This is a genomic window from Pseudarthrobacter sulfonivorans (genome assembly GCF_024391045.1).
In the GTDB taxonomy this organism is placed as follows: domain Bacteria; phylum Actinomycetota; class Actinomycetes; order Actinomycetales; family Micrococcaceae; genus Arthrobacter; species Arthrobacter sulfonivorans_B.
The window spans coordinates 241333-257906 of the sequence record NZ_JANFCZ010000001.1 but is presented as its reverse complement, the minus strand read 5'-3'; the positions used below and the strand labels follow the sequence as shown (position 1 = coordinate 257906).

General features: G+C 67.0%; 13 protein-coding genes. 8 read left to right on the top strand and 5 right to left on the bottom strand.

What is annotated here, in order from left to right; all coding sequences use genetic code 11:
• Positions 1-2 precede the first annotated feature (2 nt).
• From cobA to NQJ30_RS01130, 5 genes are all read left to right on the top strand, one after another.
• A complete protein-coding gene (gene cobA / locus NQJ30_RS01150; RefSeq protein WP_255767888.1) occupies positions 3-1037 on the top strand; it encodes a uroporphyrinogen-III C-methyltransferase in 1035 nt (344 codons plus the stop codon).
• Between the two features lie 14 nt (positions 1038-1051).
• Positions 1052-2200, top strand: coding sequence for a uroporphyrinogen-III synthase (locus NQJ30_RS01145; protein ID WP_255767887.1), 1149 nt, complete (start codon positions 1052-1054; stop codon positions 2198-2200).
• A gap of 182 nt (positions 2201-2382) precedes the next feature.
• Positions 2383-3243 carry an FAD-dependent oxidoreductase gene (locus NQJ30_RS01140; RefSeq protein ID WP_255767886.1) on the top strand — a complete coding sequence of 287 codons (861 nt, stop codon included), beginning with the start codon at positions 2383-2385 and terminating at the stop codon, positions 3241-3243.
• A gap of 190 nt (positions 3244-3433) precedes the next feature.
• A complete protein-coding gene (gene deoC, locus NQJ30_RS01135; protein WP_255767885.1) occupies positions 3434-4159 on the top strand; it encodes a deoxyribose-phosphate aldolase in 726 nt (241 codons plus the stop codon).
• Positions 4160-4222: 63 nt separating this feature from the next.
• Positions 4223-4468 (top strand): hypothetical protein, encoded by a 246-nt coding sequence (locus NQJ30_RS01130; protein WP_255767884.1) that lies wholly within the window; start codon positions 4223-4225, stop codon positions 4466-4468.
• A gap of 109 nt (positions 4469-4577) precedes the next feature.
• Here the strand turns inward: NQJ30_RS01130 and NQJ30_RS01125 are convergent, their stop codons facing one another.
• A complete protein-coding gene (locus NQJ30_RS01125; RefSeq protein ID WP_255767883.1) occupies positions 4578-5399 on the bottom strand; it encodes a metal-dependent hydrolase in 822 nt (273 codons plus the stop codon).
• 6 nt (positions 5400-5405) lie between these two features.
• Positions 5406-9080 carry a transcription-repair coupling factor gene (gene mfd / locus NQJ30_RS01120; protein WP_255767882.1) on the bottom strand — a complete coding sequence of 1225 codons (3675 nt, stop codon included), beginning with the start codon at positions 9078-9080 and terminating at the stop codon, positions 5406-5408.
• 226 nt (positions 9081-9306) lie between these two features.
• Between mfd and NQJ30_RS01115 the strand changes: the two genes are divergently transcribed.
• The 3 genes from NQJ30_RS01115 to NQJ30_RS01105 are packed head-to-tail and all read left to right on the top strand — an operon-like array spanning position 9307 to position 11610.
• Positions 9307-10839, top strand: a complete 1533-nt coding sequence (locus NQJ30_RS01115) for an SDR family oxidoreductase (RefSeq protein ID WP_255767881.1) — start codon at positions 9307-9309, stop codon at positions 10837-10839.
• 47 nt (positions 10840-10886) lie between these two features.
• Positions 10887-11384: a DUF2505 domain-containing protein gene (locus NQJ30_RS01110; RefSeq protein WP_255767880.1), complete on the top strand. Its 498-nt coding sequence runs from the start codon at positions 10887-10889 to the stop codon at positions 11382-11384.
• Between the two features lie 4 nt (positions 11385-11388).
• A complete protein-coding gene (locus NQJ30_RS01105; protein WP_255767879.1) occupies positions 11389-11610 on the top strand; it encodes an SCO4848 family membrane protein in 222 nt (73 codons plus the stop codon).
• 91 nt (positions 11611-11701) lie between these two features.
• Here NQJ30_RS01105 and sufU read toward each other — a convergent pair whose 3' ends face one another.
• From sufU to NQJ30_RS01090, 3 genes are all read right to left on the bottom strand, one after another.
• On the bottom strand, positions 11702-12151 hold the full coding sequence (sufU, locus tag NQJ30_RS01100; protein WP_255767878.1) for a Fe-S cluster assembly sulfur transfer protein SufU: 450 nt from the start codon (positions 12149-12151) through the stop codon (positions 11702-11704).
• A 25-nt stretch (positions 12152-12176) separates the two neighbouring features.
• Positions 12177-13502, bottom strand: a complete 1326-nt coding sequence (locus tag NQJ30_RS01095) for a SufS family cysteine desulfurase (protein ID WP_255767877.1) — start codon at positions 13500-13502, stop codon at positions 12177-12179.
• Between the two features lie 489 nt (positions 13503-13991).
• Positions 13992-16574 carry a helix-turn-helix transcriptional regulator gene (locus NQJ30_RS01090; protein ID WP_374113205.1) on the bottom strand — a complete coding sequence of 861 codons (2583 nt, stop codon included), beginning with the start codon at positions 16572-16574 and terminating at the stop codon, positions 13992-13994.

Genomic DNA, 16574 nt, shown 5'->3' with positions numbered 1-16574 from the left:
GCATGCAGCTCAGCATCGATCTCACCGGCCGCGAAGTCCTGGTCACCGGATCCGACCATGCAGTCCGGCAGGCAGTCCGCCGTTACCAGGCCGCCGGCGCCGTCGTCTCCCGCCTCAGCACCCCGCAGGGCGCCGCCCATGACGGACCGCTGCCCGAGCGTCCCTTCCTGGTGGCAGCGGTCGACGACGGCCAGCCGGGCTGGGAGCCGCTGCTCGCCCGGTGCCGCACAACCGGAGTCCCGGTGGCTGTTGAGCCCGCCGCCGGCCCCGCCGGCCATGTCACGCTGGTGGGCGGCGGTCCCGGCACCACGGAGCTGCTGACCGTGGCCGCCGTTGACGCCCTCCGCGATGCCGACGTGGTGTTCTACGACCGGCTGGCGCCGTGCGGGGACCTGCCACTCCTGACCTCGGCCGAACTGGTGGATGTCGGCAAACGACCGGGCCACCACAAGGTCAGCCAAGCCGACATCGAAAAGCTCATGGTCGCCTCCGCCCTGGACGGCAACAACGTGGTCCGGCTCAAAGGCGGCGACCCCTACGTCTTCGGCCGCGGCGGCGAGGAAGTGGCCGCCTGCGTCGCGGCCGGGGTTCCTGTCCGTGTCATCTCGGGCGTCACCAGCGCGATCTCCGTTCCGGCGGCCGCCGGCATCCCTGTTACCCACCGCGAGGTCAGCCACATGTTCACCGTGGTCTCCGGCCATGCGCCGCTCACCGAAAAGGAACACATGCACCTGGCCGGCCTGGGCGGCACCATCGTGGTGCTGATGGGCATCGGCACGCTGCACCAGCTCGCCGCCGGACTCCGCAAGGCCGGCATGCGCCCCGAAATGCCCATGGCCGTCGTCGAACGCGGTTACCGTCCTGGCCAGCGCACTACCATTGCTGACCTGGGCACCATCACGTCCGCCGCCGCCGGGTGCAGCAACCCCGCCGTGCTGGTCATCGGCGAGGTGGTGCGGGTGGCCGAAGCCAACAGCACGCATGCCGGGGCCGCCGCCGACCTGGACAGGCTGGCGGCCTCGCTGCTGGGTTCGTGAAAGGATTGACCCCCATGAACGCACTGGCACCTGCAGAAACCGCCCGGCCGGACGAGGCGTCCGACGCCACCGGCTCCGCTCTCGAGGGCTTCCGCATCGGCGTCACCTCACACCGGCGCTCACGGGACCTCATCGAGGCCTTGGAACGGCGCGGCGCCGAGGTGTTGCACGCGCCGGCCCTGAAGATCGCACCGGTGCAGGAGGATATCCGCCTCATTGAGGACACGAAGGCCATCATTGCCGCCCGGCCGGACCTCTGCATCGCCACCACGGCGTATGGAATGCGCCGCTGGTGCGAGGCGGCGGATTCCTTCGGAATCGGTGACGAGCTGCTGGAAACGCTGGGCGCCTGCCGGATGTTTGTCCGGGGCCCCAAAGCCCGCGGCGCCGTCCGCGCGGCCGGACTTGCCGACGTCGGAATCAGCAGCGACGAAACCACCGCAACACTGGTGGATATGCTGCTGGCCGAAGGTGTCCGGGGCAAGACTGTGGCGGTGCAGCTGCACGGCTACACGGATGTCCGGCAGCTGGAGCGCCTGCGCATGTCCGGTGCCACCGTCCTGACCGTCACCCCGTACCGCTGGGTGAAGCCCGACGGCGAAGACCGGCTTCCGCGCCTCATCGAGGCTGCCTGCAGCGGGAACCTGGACGTGCTCACCTTCACGAGCGCGCCCGCCGTTGACGCCATGTGGAGCACCGCGCACGAAATGGGCGTGTACAAAGAGCTGATCCACAGCCTCAAGACCACCGTCACCACCGCAGTCGTCGGCCCCGTGACAGCCCAGCCGCTGCTTGACGCCGGGGTGAGTCCGCTGATTCCGGAGCGGTTCCGGATGGGTGCCCTGATCCGGCTCGTCTGTGAACACCTGGCCCTGAACCACGTCCGGCGCCTGGACACCGGTTCCGGCAGCATCGAATTGCGCGGCCGCAGCCTGCGGGTGGACGGGCAGCCCGTTGAGCTGGCCCCGGCGCCCCTGCTGCTGCTGCGTGCCCTGCTGGGCGCCGGCGGGGCGGTGCTCTCCCGGGAAGCGCTCTCGGACCTGCTCGAACTGAGGGGCTCGGTCCACGCCCTGGACATGACCGTCAGCCGGCTGCGCTCGTCCTTGCCCGACGGCCGGCTGGTGGAGACCGTGGTCAAGCGGGGTTACCGGATCAGGGTGTGACCCACGCCGGTCAGGAGTTTTTGTCCAGATAATGCGGCGGATTCTTGGTTTTAAGCGCATTATCCGGACAAAACTCACCAAGCCGGAAATTCGGGGGAAACACGCTGGAAAAACGGGCCGCCTACGCTGGCAGCATCACGAAGTTCCGGCCGTTCAGCGGCCGCCAGCGAAAGGGCCAGCAGATGTCCGCTCCGGCACCCTCCACGTCTTCCTCCACCGCCACCCGCATCGTTATCGCAGGCGCAGGGCCCGCGGCCCGGGCGCTCGTCAGCCAGTTGGACCGGGCCCGGTTCAGCGGGTCAATCACCATCCTCAGCAACCGCGACGATGCCTCCGCGGAGCTCATGGAACTGGCCGCCCTCCCCCAGGTTTCGCTCCGGTGCGGCCAACCGGCCAGCTACATTGAGGCGGGAACGCGGACGGTGACCACGGCCGACGGCATGGAATTCGGCTATGACCACCTGGTGGTCGCCACAGGTTCAGCCCCGGGGCAAGCCCCCGTGGAGGGTTCGGACCACTGCCTGAGCTACTCCACCATTGACGACGCCGCCCGCATTGGGTCTGCCATCAAGGACCTGAGCACGGAACTGGGCAGGCGGCCGCTGGGAATCCTGGTGGGCACCGGGGCGGCGGCAGGACAGGCGGAGGCGGTGCTACGCTCCCGCGGCGTCCGGCCCGTCCGCACCACATTGCGGCCCGCCGCCGTGACGCCCCGGACGCCAGGCCCGGGACTGCAGTCCACCGGAATCGTGTTTCCCGACGGCAGCACCATGAACGGCGACCTCGTGGTTCTGGCCGAGGAACGGGTTTCCCTGGACGGACTCGCCGCCAGCGCAGGGCTCCGGACAGCGCCCGGCGGCGGGATCGCCATCAGCCAGGATTTCCGCACCTCGGTACCCGGGATCTGGGCGATCGGTGACGCCGCAACGTTCGACGGCGTCCGGCTGGGATTGCTGGTCGCGGCGGCTTCGGCCGCCGGTGCCTGCGCCGCGCAGCTGATGTCAGCGTCGTCCTCCGGTGCAGTCCTGCAGGCAGCGGCCTGACAGGCCGGCGGCGGAGCGCAACGCGGGGTCACATCAGGCCCAAAACGGGCAGGTTTTCGGGCCGGATGTGACCCCGCCCTGCCTTGAACCGGAAGCCTCCGACGGCCTCTCCGTGTGGCAAGATGGTTCCCAAAAGAGCCCTGCACTCCGTGGCTCCAGCGGCCCACAAGGCCACGAGGAAAGGACCATCATGAGCAACGAAGCCCTCTCTGCTGACCGGCGCGAGGCCGGAACGGACACAACGCCGGGCAACATCGCGTCCTATATTGACCACACCCTGCTCAAGCCTGAGGCCAGCGAGGCCGACATCCTCAAGGTGTGCGCCGAGGCGGCCGAATACCAGTTCAAATCCGTCTGCGTGAATCCCGTCTGGGTCAAAACGGTCAAGACCGCCCTGAAGGGCTCAGGGGTGCTGACCTGCTCGGTCATCGGTTTTCCCCTGGGTGCCACGCCCACAGATGTGAAGACCTTCGAAGCCCGCGGTGCCGTGCTGGACGGTGCCGACGAAATCGACATGGTCATCAACATCGCGGCCGCACGGGCCGGGGACAAGGGGACCCTGGTGGATGACATCTCCGCCGTGGCCGAAGCTGTCCACGCGAGCGGTGCCATTCTGAAGGTCATCATCGAGACGGTGTTCCTCTCCGACGATCAGAAGGTCCTTGCCTGCCAGGCAGCCGTCGAAGCGGGGGCTGACTTCGTCAAGACCTCCACCGGCTTCAACGGCGGGGGCGCCACTGCGGAGGACATCACCCTGATGCGCCGGACTGTCGGCCCTGAACTGGGCGTCAAGGCCTCCGGCGGAGTGCGTTCCCTGGCTGACGCTCAGGCTATGATTGCTGCAGGTGCAACACGTATAGGTGCCAGCTCCGGCATTGCGATCGTCAAGGGTGAACAGGGTTCAGCCGGTTACTGACCGCTTGTCGGCAACAGCCGCTGCCGCCACAGATTTGAGCCCCGCGGGGCCGAGGAGGAATGAATGTCCAGCAAGACCACAACGTCCAGCAGTGCTCAGGTGCAGACCCCGGAGAACGAGAACAGCCTCGTCACCAGCATCATGCTGTTCGTGGTGATGATCGCCCTGTTCTTCGGCGCCCTTTACTCGCTCTCCTTCCTCACGCTGGACAACCCGTGGCCGATGGCCGTCTGCCTGGGCCTGTTCGCCCTCGCGTTCTGGATCCCGCAGACCGTCACCGGCCGCTCCGATTCCGCGGGCGGGAAGTAACACCCGCAGAGCGCGGCACAAAAGTAAAAGGCTGTGGCCCCGGATTGCTCCGGGGCCACAGCCTTTTAAGTTGCCGGCATCCAGTCCGGCCGGCGCCGCCTGGAGCGCGTCAGCCGGCGCCCAGGAAGCGGCTGACGGCTGTCTTGCCCAGTGCGGCGGCCGCGGGAAGCGTTGCCCTGGCCACCGCCCAGGCCGCCACGCACATTCCCACCATGGCGTAGGCACTCACGGGAATCAGCACCAGCCACTCACGCCGTGACCCGGCCCGGCCCAGCAACGGCAGGGAAAACGCTCCGTTGGCTTTCCAGACGTCATTGAGCACCGGCAGTTTGCGCAGGAACCGAGGCGGCTTGATGACGATCGGCCAGAGCAACGGCACTCCGCCGGTGGTGATCATGTCCCCCACGATGTGGACCACAACTCCGGTCAGCATGGACACCGGCAGCCAGGTCCACTGGTGCGGCGCGAACCACGTCACCAGCCCGGCCATGACCAGGGCGAAGATCCAGTTGCTGATGAAACCGGACTTCGGAAACAGCTTGAGCGCCTTGGCTGCAATGTTGATCATGAACATGCAGAGCAGGCCGGCGCCGACGGAAAGCAGGCCCCAGCTGGTCTGCACCTGGATCTGCCCGGCCAGCATGGCGAGCACCACAAAGAACGCCGCCCCCAGGATGGAGTGGGTACCCTGCCGGTGGCCGCCGCTCGCTGTCTCGATCCCGCGGGCAATGACGTTGGACAGCGGCGGCAGCGAGTTCGCCACGGTGCTGTGCCGGTGGTCCCAGTCGCACACCAGGGCCGTGCCCGCCGTCGCCATGCCGCCGATCAGGATGCCGGTGGCGTCCAGCGGATACCAGCCCAGCGTGTAGGGGCCGGTCGAGGCAATAGCTACCCACGCCGCGGCTCCTGACGCGGCGTGATGTCCTCCCATCAATGCTTATCCCACCGCCAGAGGCGCGTCGGAGAAGATGTTGCGGATGACGCCGTTGGCCCATTCCAGGATCTCGGCGTCCTGCAGGTCCCGGCCGCCCACCCTGGCCGTCTTCGGTTTCGGAATCAGCACCGCGTCCAGGGCAGGCTTGGACTGCGAGCCGGGGTACATCCGGGTGAGCCGCATCTGCTTGGACTCCGGCAGCTGGGCCGGGGAGAACTTGATGAAGTTCCCTTGCAGCGCCACGTCGGACAGGCCGGCCTCGCGGGCGCCCACCCGGAAGCGGGCCACGTCGATAAGGTTCTTGACCGGCAGCGGCGGCTCCCCGTAACGGTCCACCAGCTCGGCCAGGACTTCCTCGATGGCCTCGTTCGTCAACGCGGACGCCAGCTTGCGGTACGCTTCCAGGCGCAGCCGTTCCCCCGGCACATAATCGTGCGGCAGGTGGGCGTTCACCGGCAGCTCGATCTTCATTTCGGCGGCCTTTTCCTCGGCGTCGCCGCGGTAGTCCGCCACGGCCTCGCCCACCAGCCGGATGTACAGGTCAAAGCCGACACCCTGGATGTGACCGGACTGTTCGCCGCCCAGCAGGTTGCCGGCACCGCGGATTTCGAGGTCCTTCATGGCCAGCTGCATGCCGGCACCGAGCTCGTTGTGCGTGGCCACGGCCTTGAGCCGTTCCAGCGCCACCTCACCCAGCGGCTTCTCGGACGGGTACAGGAAGTAGGCGTAGGCGCGTTCACGGCCGCGGCCCACGCGGCCGCGGAGCTGGTGCAGCTGGGAGAGGCCGTACTTGTCCGCCCCGTCCACAATCAGGGTGTTGGCGTTGGAGATGTCCAGGCCGGTTTCGATGATGGTGGTGCAGACGAGGACGTCGAAGCGCTTCTCCCAGAAGTCCACGATGATCTGTTCCAGCCGGCTTTCGGACATCTGCCCGTGTGCCACCTCCACGCGCGCCTCCGGGACCAGTTCGCGGACCTTCGCGGCGGTCCGCTCAATGGTGGACACCCGGTTGTGCACCAGGAACACCTGGCCTTCGCGCATCAGCTCACGCCGGATGGCGGCGGAGGTCTGCTTGTCAGTGTAGGGGCCCACGTAGGTCAGTACGGGGTGGCGTTCCTCCGGCGGGGTGGCCAGGGTGGATGTTTCGCGGATGCCGGTCAGGGACATCTCCAACGTGCGCGGGATGGGCGTGGCACTCATGGCCAGGACGTCCACGTTGGTGCGCATCTTCTTCAGCGCTTCCTTGTGTTCGACGCCGAAGCGCTGTTCCTCGTCCACGATCACCAGGCCCAGGTCCTTGAACGCAAAGTCCTTGGACAGCAGGCGGTGCGTGCCGATCACCACATCCACGGAGCCGCTCTTGACGCCCTCCACGGTCTCCTTGGATTCCTTGGCGTTCTGGAACCTGGACAGGGCCTTGACCCGCAGCGGGAAACCGGAGAAGCGCTCGGTGAACGTCTCGTAATGCTGCTGGGCGAGCAGGGTGGTGGGCACCAGCACCGCCACCTGCTTGCCGTCCTGGACGGCCTTGAACGCGGCCCGCACAGCGATCTCGGTCTTGCCGTAGCCGACGTCGCCGGAAACCAGCCGGTCCATGGGAATCTCGCGCTCCATGTCCGCCTTGACCTCGTTGATGGTGGTCAGCTGGTCTGGGGTTTCCACGTACGGGAAGGCCTCCTCCAGCTCGCGCTGCCACGGGGTGTCCGGGCCGAAGGCGTGGCCGCGGGAGGCCATCCGCGCCGAGTACAGGCGGATGAGTTCGCCGGCGATCTCCTTGACCGCCTTGCGTGCCTTGGACTTGGTGCTGGCCCAGTCGGAGCCGCCCATCTTGCTGAGCACCGGGGTATCTCCGCCGACGTACCGGGTGACCTGGTCCAGCTGGTCGGTGGGGACGAACAGCCTGTCGCCCGGGGCGCCGCGCTTGGACGGCGCGTATTCCAGCACCAGGTACTCGCGGACGCCGTCTCCGCCGCCCGCGACCTTCCGCTGGATGAGTTCGACGAACCGGCCGATGCCGTGCTGTTCGTGGACCACATGGTCGCCGGCCACCAGCTGCAGTGGGTCCACGGCGTTCCGCCGCTTGGAGGGCATCCGGCGCATGTCCTTCGTGGAACCCGCCGAGGTCCGGCCCAGCAGATCGGCTTCCGTGAGCAGCCCCAGTTTGAGGCTGTCCAGGACAAAACCGCGTCCGACGGCGGCAGTGGTCACCTCGATGATGCCCGCCTGTGGTTCCTTGGCCAGTGTGTCCACCCGGGCGCACGGGATATCGGCGTCGTGGAACAGCTCCGCGAGGCGCTGGGCCGGGCCGGGACCCTCCGTGACCACCACAATCCGCCACTGGTCGCGGACATGCGAGCCGATGAACTCCATCATCTCCGCAACGTCGCCCTGGTAGCCGCGAGGTTCCCGGGCGTGCAGGTTCAGGACGTCAATCTCCGGCAGCAGCTCCTCATCGGTGGCCAGCGACGTGATGGACCACCAGGAGACCTCGTGGTCAAGGGCGAAGGTGCGGGTTTCGGCCAGTGAGCGGAAGCTGGCGGAGTGCAGCGCTTCCGAGGCCTGTGAGCTGAGGTCCAGCGGAGCCGTGCCGCCGTCCGAGGCCGTGGACCAGGCCGCCTCGAGGAACTCTTCGTTGGTGGCCGCGAGGTCGTGCGCGCGGGTGCGGACCTTTTCCGGTTCGATGACCACCGAGATCGAGCCTGCAGGCAGCTGCTCCACGAAGGGAACCATGGCGTCAACCAGCACCGGCGCGAGGGACTCCATGCCCTCCACGGCGATTCCGCCGGCGATTTTTTCCAGCATGTCGGCGGCCGCAGGGAGCTGGGTCTTCAGCGTCGCGGCCCGGGACATCACGGACGGTGTGATCAGGATTTCCCGGCACGGCGGGGCATGCAGTTCCGTGGGGTGGTGGATGCCCGGGGCAGACAGCGAGCGCTGGTCGGCAACGGCGAACCAGCGCATCTGGTCCACCTCGTCGCCGAAGAACTCCACCCGGATGGGATGATCCTCGGTGGGCGGAAAGACATCGATGATGCCGCCGCGGACGGCAAACTCGCCGCGGTGGGTGACCATGTCCACCCGGGCATAGGCGGCATCGGCCAGCCGGCGGACAACGTCCGTGAACGGGACGTCCTGGCCAACCTTCAGGGTGACCGGAACCAGTTCCCCCAGCCCGGCCACGATCGGCTGCACCACCGCACGGACGGGAGCCACCACCACCCGCAGTGGACCCGCCGTCGAGCTTTCCGGGTGCGCCAGCCGCCGGAGCACGGACAGCCGCCGCCCCACGGTGTCCGAGCGGGGTGAGAGCCGCTCGTGCGGCAGCGTTTCCCAGCTGGGGAACTCGGCCACGGACTCGGCCGGCAGGTAGGCGCGCAGGGCAGCCGTCAGGTCTTCCGCTTCGCGTCCCGTGGCGGTGACGGCGAGGACCATCGGGGGGATCCCGCCGTCGGACGTTCCCTCAGTCCCGGCGGCCAGGCCGTCGGCCATTTCTGCGAGCAGAGCGGCCCGGAGCCCTGCCGGCGCGCTGATCTGGTAATCCTGCCCGCGGACACCGAAGCCCCGTTCCGCCTCGGCTTTGACCCTGGCATACGTACGGTCTTCAGCGAGGACGCTGCGCAGCCCGGCAAGCGGCGGGCCGGACGTGGCAGTACCTGTGCGGGAGGCGCTGGGGCTCATGGCGGAAACTCCTGTGGTGTTCAAGGCCTGCGGCGTTTCCCTGTGTTTCAGGGGAAGCTCAGGCAACACGAAAAGCCGAAATTCGCTGCGAATACCGGGTCATCCCAGCCTACCGCGCAGCGCGCCGGACTAAGCTTTCAGGATCCAAGGCCGTCCGGAAGACTTGCCGCTCCGAATGGCATAAGTGACAAGCGCTCCGTATCGCGGGTGACAAGAAGGAGTCAGCATGACCGGCACAACCGAACCACCCCGCACAGAACCCCGCACTGTCCTGGTCACGGGCGCAACCGGCTACATCGGCGGCCGGCTTGTTCCGCGGCTGCTCGAGGCGGGGCACACCGTGAAGGTCCTGGTCCGGACTCCGGCCAAGATCGCCGGCGTGCCCTGGCTGAAGGATGTGGAGGTGGTCCAGAGCAGCCTGGACGACGGCGGTGCCCTCCGCGACGCGCTGGCGGGCGTCGACGTGCTCTATTACCTGGTCCATTCCATGGCTGCCGGGGCTGGCTTTGAGGCCAAGGAAAAGACCATGGCGCAGACAGCCGCGGACGCGGCGGCTGAAGCCGGTGTCAGCCGGATCGTGTACCTCGGCGGGCTCCACCCCTCCGATGTGGAACTGTCCACTCACATGCGGTCCCGCGAGGCAGTGGGCAAGGTGTTCCTGGACAGCCCGGTGGACGCGGTGGTCTTCCAGGCCGGTGTGGTGATCGGGTCCGGGTCTGCGTCTTTCGAAATGATCCGGCACCTCTCCGAAACGCTTCCGCTGATGCCGGCGCCTAGTTGGGTTCGGAACAGGATCGAGGCGATCGCTGTCCGGGATGTCCTGTACTACCTCGTCAGAGCAGCCTCCCTCACCGGGCACATCAACCGCACTTTCGACATCGGTTGCCGCCAGGTCCTGACGTATGCGGGCATGATGAAGGAATACGCGGCCGAGGCCGGGCTGCCCTATCGGGTGGTCCTGGCGCTGCCGGTCCCCGCCCCGAAACTTGCAGGGCTGTGGGTGGCCCTGACCACCCCCATCCCCCTGTCGATGTCGTTGCCGCTGGTCCAGTCGCTGCAGCACGACGCCGTGTCCCGCGAGCACGACATCGACTCCATCATTCCCGTGCCTGAGGACGGCCTGACTCCGTACCGGCGTGCAGTTGCCCTGGCCCTGGGCAAGGAGCGCGACGGTCAGGTGGAGACCACGTGGGCCAGCGCCGGCGTGGACGCCGATCCCCTGCCCAGCGACCCCGAGTGGGCCGGCCACAAGGTCTTCGTGGATGAGCGCACGTTCCACGGGGACGTGGACCCGGCACACGTGTGGACAGTCATCGAGGGGATCGGGGGCCGGAACGGCTGGTATTCCCTGCCCTTGGCCTGGCGGGTCCGCGGCTGGCTGGACAAACTCACCGGCGGCGCGGGCCTCCTGCGCGGACGCCGGCACCCGGGCAACCTCGCTCCCGGCGAGGTGGTGGACTGGTGGCGGGTGGAACGGATTGACCGCGGCAAACTGCTTCGCCTGAGGGCGGAAATGCGGGCGCCGGGGCGCGCGTGGCTTGAACTGTCCGTTGAGCCCGACGGCGGCGGGAGCCGCTACCGGCAGCGCGCCATTTTCTTCCCCAAAGGCCTCAGCGGCAGGCTCTACTGGCTGGCCGTCTTGCCCTTCCACAGCCTCATTTTTCCGGCGATGGCACGGAACATCACCACTGCCGCGCGGAAGATCGCCGATGCCGGCCGGACGACTGCCGGTTCCAGTAACCCGCCCGCCGCCCCGTAAGATGTGGGGAGCAAAAAGCGTACCAACCCCGTATCACTGGAGGATTCATGGCACTGAGTGCAACCACCACCCTTCCGCATGCCGTTGACAGCGTCGCTGCTGTTTTCATCAACGAGGACTTCCAGCGGCACACCAGCGAATATGTCGGCGGCACGCTGGAGTCCTTCGCCGTGGACGGCGACACGGCCGGCGCCTTCAGCACCACCTCGGTCCGGACCCTGCCCACCACCCGCCTGCCGGAAATTGCCCGCAAGTTCGTCGGCGAAAAGCTCACCGTCACCCAAGTGGAAAACTGGGAGGCGCCGGCAGCTGACGGGTCCCGCCAGAGCAACATCAAGCTGAAGATTGCCGGCGCTCCCCTCGACGTGACTGCTGTCCAGCGGCTCGTTGCCGAGGACGGCAGCACCCGGATTGAACTCGAAGGCAACGTCACCTCGTCCGTGCCGTTCCTGGGCAGCAAGATCGCCGAAGCAGCCGAACCGATGGTCGCCAAGGCCCTGAACATCCAGTCCCAGCAGGCCCAGGCCTGGCTCGAAAGCCACTGACTCCATGCAGCTTCCCTTGTTTGCTGCGCTGGTGCTGATCGTCGCCGGCGTCTGGTCGCTGGTGGTGTGGCCGCAGTTCCTGCGCCGGGTCATGAAGGATCCCCGTGCGCGCGACGCCGAGGGCAAGGCAACGAAGTTCCTCACCGTCCACGTGGTGCTGGTCAGCATTTCCATGGTGCTGGGCGCCGCGACCGCGGTGATTGGCGTGATGGGGCTTTTCGGCTGACAAACCAATAAAGCGTCCCGGCCGGACGACAAACCAAAGAAGCGCCTCCTGTGCCCGCCGGCACGGAGGCGCTTCTGCTTGCGCTCTACTTCTAGGCTGCCTGGTTGAGGGCGTCTTCCGCAGCGACCCAGGAAATCATGGCGCACTTGACGCGCGCTGCATAGCGGGCCACACCTTCGAATGCAGCGGCATCACCGAGGATCTCCGGATCCGCGTGGACCTTTCCACGCGAACGCAGGACTTCCCGGAAGTTGCCGATGATCGCGTGAAGTTCATCCACCGTCAGCCCCTCCGCGAGTTCGCTCAGGACCGAGGCCGACGCCATGGAGATGGAACACCCGGCTCCGTCCCAGGAAATCTGGGCCACTTTGCCGTCTTCCACCGCGAGGCGAAGGGTAACTTCGTCCCCGCAGACGGGGTTCAGCTGGTGTGACTGCCCGGTGGTTGCGCCCTTAGGTGCTTCCAGGCCGGCCAGGCCGCTGCCGTGGCGGGCCTTCGAGTGGTCGAGGATGATTTGCTGATACAGCTGGTCAAGGCTCATATTCGGTATACCTTCGGTGACCGCGTCAGACGCGGAAGTAGGAGCGGACCCCGGCAACGGCCTCCAGGAAGGCGTCGACGTCGTCGGTGGTGTTGTACAGGTAGGCACTCGCCCTGGTGGTGGCCGTCAGCCCCAGACGGCGGTGCAGCGGCTGTGCGCAGTGGTGCCCCACCCGGACGGCGATCCCCCGGGAGTCCAGGAACTGCCCGACGTCGTGCGCGTGCACCCCGTCGACGTCGAACGCGGCCAGGCCAATCCGCTCCTGCCCGGCGGCGGGACCCAGGACGCGGATTCCGGGAAGGGCTTCAAGGCCTGCCACCATCCGCTGACCAAGGTCCGCCTCCCAGCGGTGCACCCGGGCGAGTCCGGTTTCCGTAAGGTAGCTGGCGGCAGCGGCAAGGGCCACGGCCTGCGAGATTCGCTGGGTGCCGGCTTCGAAGCGCTGTGGGGATGGCAGGTACTCGGCCCGTTCCATGGTCACGGTGGTGATCATGGAACCGCCTGTCAGGAACGGCGGCAGCACATCCAGGAGGTCCTGTTTGCCATACAGCACCCCGATACCGGTAGGTGCGAGCATCTTGTGGCCGGAGAAGACGGCGAAGTCGACGTCGAGGTCCTTGACGTTCAGGGGCAGGTGAGGGGCGGACTGGCAGGCGTCCAGCACCACCAGGGCTCCGGCCGCGCGGCCAAGGGCCACCAGCTCGCTGACGGGGTTGATGGTTCCCAGGACATTGGACGCGTGGGTGAAGGCGAGGACTTTGGTTTTGGTTCCCAGAATCTCGGCCGCAACGTCCAGGCGCAGGGCTCCGGCGTCGTCGATGGGGATGTAGCGCAAGGTGGCTCCGGTACGGAAGGCGAGTTCCTGCCAAGGGATCAGGTTGGCATGGTGCTCCATTTCGGTGACCACGATCTGGTCCCCCGGGCCGACTGCCAGCTCCCGAAGCCTGGCGTCGCCGCGGCCCTGGGCCGACCACAGGGCGGCATTGGAGAGCGCGTAGCTGACAAGGTTCAGGCCCTCGGTGGCGTTGGAAGTCCACACGGTTTCCGCGTAATCGGCCCCGATGAAGTCCGCGATGGTCTGCCGGGCGTCTTCAAAGACTTCGGTGGCTTCGACCGCAAGGTGATGCGCTCCGCGGTGCACGGCCGCGTTGCGCTGTTCGTAGAACTCCTGCTCGGCTTCGATGACGCTCAAAGGATTCTGTGACGTGGCGCCTGAATCCAAATACACCAGCGGCTGGCCGTTCACCAGCTGGTCCAGCACCGGGAAGTCATTCCTGATTCTGAGTACCTCGGCGTTGTCCATGGCCGGAACGGCGCGTTCCAGCGTGGCCGGCGTGGTTACGAATGCCAAAGTGAACTCCTTGAGATGCCAATAGATTGACATTCAATTGTCCCACAACACCGATGTGGCGGCCGCCCGGGGACGGCCGCCACATCGGCTCCGGGCTTCAGCCCGCGGATAGGAGGGCCGGCGACGGCTGGGGGGAGAGCCTCGGTCTCAGAAGACTCTGACGTCGCCGGCCCAGTCTCGGTCCGGCGACGTGGCCGGAAAAATTACATTGAGACAAGACCTGGAAAGTCTGATGGCGGGAGGTGGAGGGCTTTCGCCGCTCTTTCCTCCCGAATCAAGTTAATCGCACGTGGATCCGGACAGCACGAGTAGGCAGTACTCTACTTCGGCGGTATGGCTACCGGGTCCTGGCCGGCTGATACGCGTATTCCGGCAGGGGGGACACTCGAAGCCAGAACAGGCCTTGGCACAGCAGGTAAACCCGCTCCGGGCGCGCGGCAGCAGGCACCATGCGGGGCGGACCTGGTTTGCCTGGCGGGCGTGGCGGATTTAGTGCGCCAGGGCTGAGGAGAGTTCGTCACGGCTCCGCACCCCGAGTTTCACGTAGGTGCGGTACAGGTGGCCCTCCACTGTCCGGACGGAGACCATGAGCCGCTGGGCGATTTCCCGGTCCGTGAGCCCCTGGACTGCCAGCTCCACGATGTCCTGTTCGCGGCGGGTGAGGTGAACCGTGGGGGCCGCTGCGATGAACTGTCCCTCCCGGAACCGCTCGCCAAGTTCGTGGTCGCATTTCTCGCGCAGAGCCACCGCCTGCCGCGACCGGCGGCGTTCGCCGACGGCTTCCAGCACCGAACTTGCCCGGGCGTAGGCTTCCCTGGCTACGTTGACGAAGCCCTCTGTTTCAAGCCGGGCCGCCATCTCCATGAGGGCGTCGCCGTCGGCGGACTCCCAATGCTCCGCGAGCGTGAGCAGCGCCGCGGCCCAGCGGCCCTGGACGTTGCCCGCCAGGTTCTGTACCAGGGGAATCACCGAATGGTCGCCCAAGTCCCAGCACAACGCCAACAGTTCGAGAAGCATGCCGCCCCGGGCAGAGACTTCCGGGATGGTGGCCAGGGTGTGGAGGGACGCAAGCCCCTTTCCGTCACGGGCCACGTACTCCGAACCCGCCGCGGCGTAGGCGGTTGCCATCAGCTCCTGGCCGGCTGAACCCTGCGGGGAATCCTTGTAATCGAGCTCAAGCCGGCTGGCCTGGGCGGCGTCACCCAGCCTTGCTGCCACATAGAAAGCCAGCGCGGACCCGAACCGGAAGACCTGCAGTGGATCGTTGAGCCTCAGGGTCTCGACGGCAGGCAACAGGGTCTGGTAGGCGCGTTCAATCCGCCCCTGCCGCAGCAGTGAGTAGCCGCGGAGCACCTGGATGCTGCCGGCGAACGCTGCCGCGTCCCGGGGCTGAGCCGCTGCATAGTCCACCAGCTCCCGCTCCGCTGCTTCCCAGTCTCCCAGGGCCAAATAGTCGGCCGCCAAGCGGCCGAGGACCAACTCCTTGAAGAAGAACACGCCGCTTTCCAAGGCGGCGACTTCTGAAGCCGCCAACAGGGCGGCATCCAGGCCCTGAACGGCGGACCCGGCTGCCGCGCGGGCTTGTGCCAACAGGGCGGCTCCGACCGTGCGGAGGGCGTGGTCGGTCACGCTGGCGGGGTTTCTGCTCCGAAGGTCCTGGACCTCGTGGTCGAGTGCTTCACAGTTCCCGGCTTCGCCGAATTCCAGGATTCGCAGAAGCTGTTCCTGCCAGGCCGTGGCTGTGCCGGTTGCAGCGGAGGCGCGGCGCAGCAGCTCGCGGGACTCGGCTGCGAAGAGTGCCAGCGGTGTTCCGAGTGCCTGATGGACCAGTGCCCTGAGCATAAGCGCCGGGGCGGCCGCGGCGCCGGAACCAAGCTGCAGCCAGCATTCGTCCAGAAGCTTTGCCGCGCCGGCATGGTCGCCTTCGTTGAACAGGGCCCTGGCCTGGATGGCCTGGGCCTCGGGCACGAGTGCCGGGTCGGAAATCTTGGCCGCCATGGTCCGGGCGCTCCGGTTCCTGAAGTGCGCCAACGCGGTCCCGGCCGCTTCGAGCAGTTCGGGCTCCGGTGTTTTCAGTCCGCATTCAAGCGCCCACTCGACGGCACGCAACCGCCCTTCCGGGCCGGCCGGGGACGTATCCAAGTGCCCGCGCACCGTTTCCAGCAACTGCAGGCTGCGGGATACGGAAATGGTCAGGCGGAGGGCGTCTCCGAACATCGCGTTCCAGATCCGGAGATCTGCAGGGGTGCCCTGACCTTCAACCACCATCTGTTGGTCAAGCAGGGAGCGCACCACTTCGGCGCCGCAGATGTCCTCGATCACTTTGCGGCTCACGGGCCCCGCAAGCGCGATAAGTTTCAGGGCCTCCTGCTCTTCGGGCGTGCGGCGCAGCATGTCCTTCACCACAACATCCATCAGCCGCGGACCTTCGGCCGGCAAATGATCCAGCAGCATCCAGATCCCGTTCCGCTTGGCGAGCTGGCCTCCTTCTGCGGCGTCATGGAGCAGGGCATCGAGGAGCCGTGGATTGCCGCCGGAAGCGTTCCAGATGGTGTCGACAGTTTCGGCGGGGACCGTGCCGGCCAGTGCGTGGGCAAGGACTTCCTCGATTTGTTCCCGGTTCAAGGGTCGAAGGTCCACGCGTTCGGCCAGTCCGTCATACCAGAGCTGCGCGAGGGGCTGAGGCAGTCCGGGCCTGGGCCTGCCTGCCGCCACAACGCTGGCCCAGCCGGCGGAGATCATGTCTGCCACGATGGCGGCCGTAGCCTCGTCCAAGTGATGGGCATCGTCCATCACGAGCAGCAACGGCGCGTCCCGTCCTGCCTTGAGTTTTTCAAAGTAGCTCCATACGGACCGCAGGACGGCCACGGGTGAGACCGAATCCTCGGCGGTCAGCTCGGCCGTGTACGGTGCCAGGATGCCAAACGGCACCCGGGAGAGCGAGGAACTTCCATGGATCTGAACAATAATCATGTCAGACGCCAACCGCTCGGTGATGGCTTCGGTCAACGCGGACTTGCCAATGCCGGGGCCCGCCATCAGGAACACTGCCTGGCTGGTTCGGCTCCGGAT

Bases quoted from the DNA above. Each gene is read 5' to 3' on its own strand.
- NQJ30_RS01145 (WP_255767887.1), top strand. From the start codon at position 1,052: ATGAACGCACTGGCACCTGCAGAAACCGCCCGGCCGGACGAGGCGTCC.
- NQJ30_RS01105 (WP_255767879.1), top strand. From the start codon at position 11,389: ATGCAGCTTCCCTTGTTTGCTGCGCTGGTGCTGATCGTCGCCGGCGTC.
- NQJ30_RS01140 (WP_255767886.1), top strand. From the start codon at position 2,383: ATGTCCGCTCCGGCACCCTCCACGTCTTCCTCCACCGCCACCCGCATC.
- cobA (WP_255767888.1), top strand. From the start codon at position 3: ATGCAGCTCAGCATCGATCTCACCGGCCGCGAAGTCCTGGTCACCGGA.
- NQJ30_RS01110 (WP_255767880.1), top strand. From the start codon at position 10,887: ATGGCACTGAGTGCAACCACCACCCTTCCGCATGCCGTTGACAGCGTC.
- deoC (WP_255767885.1), top strand. From the start codon at position 3,434: ATGAGCAACGAAGCCCTCTCTGCTGACCGGCGCGAGGCCGGAACGGAC.
- NQJ30_RS01125 (WP_255767883.1), bottom strand. From the start codon at position 5,399: ATGGGAGGACATCACGCCGCGTCAGGAGCCGCGGCGTGGGTAGCTATT.
- NQJ30_RS01115 (WP_255767881.1), top strand. From the start codon at position 9,307: ATGACCGGCACAACCGAACCACCCCGCACAGAACCCCGCACTGTCCTG.
- NQJ30_RS01130 (WP_255767884.1), top strand. From the start codon at position 4,223: ATGTCCAGCAAGACCACAACGTCCAGCAGTGCTCAGGTGCAGACCCCG.
- mfd (WP_255767882.1), bottom strand. From the start codon at position 9,080: ATGAGCCCCAGCGCCTCCCGCACAGGTACTGCCACGTCCGGCCCGCCG.
- sufU (WP_255767878.1), bottom strand. From the start codon at position 12,151: ATGAGCCTTGACCAGCTGTATCAGCAAATCATCCTCGACCACTCGAAG.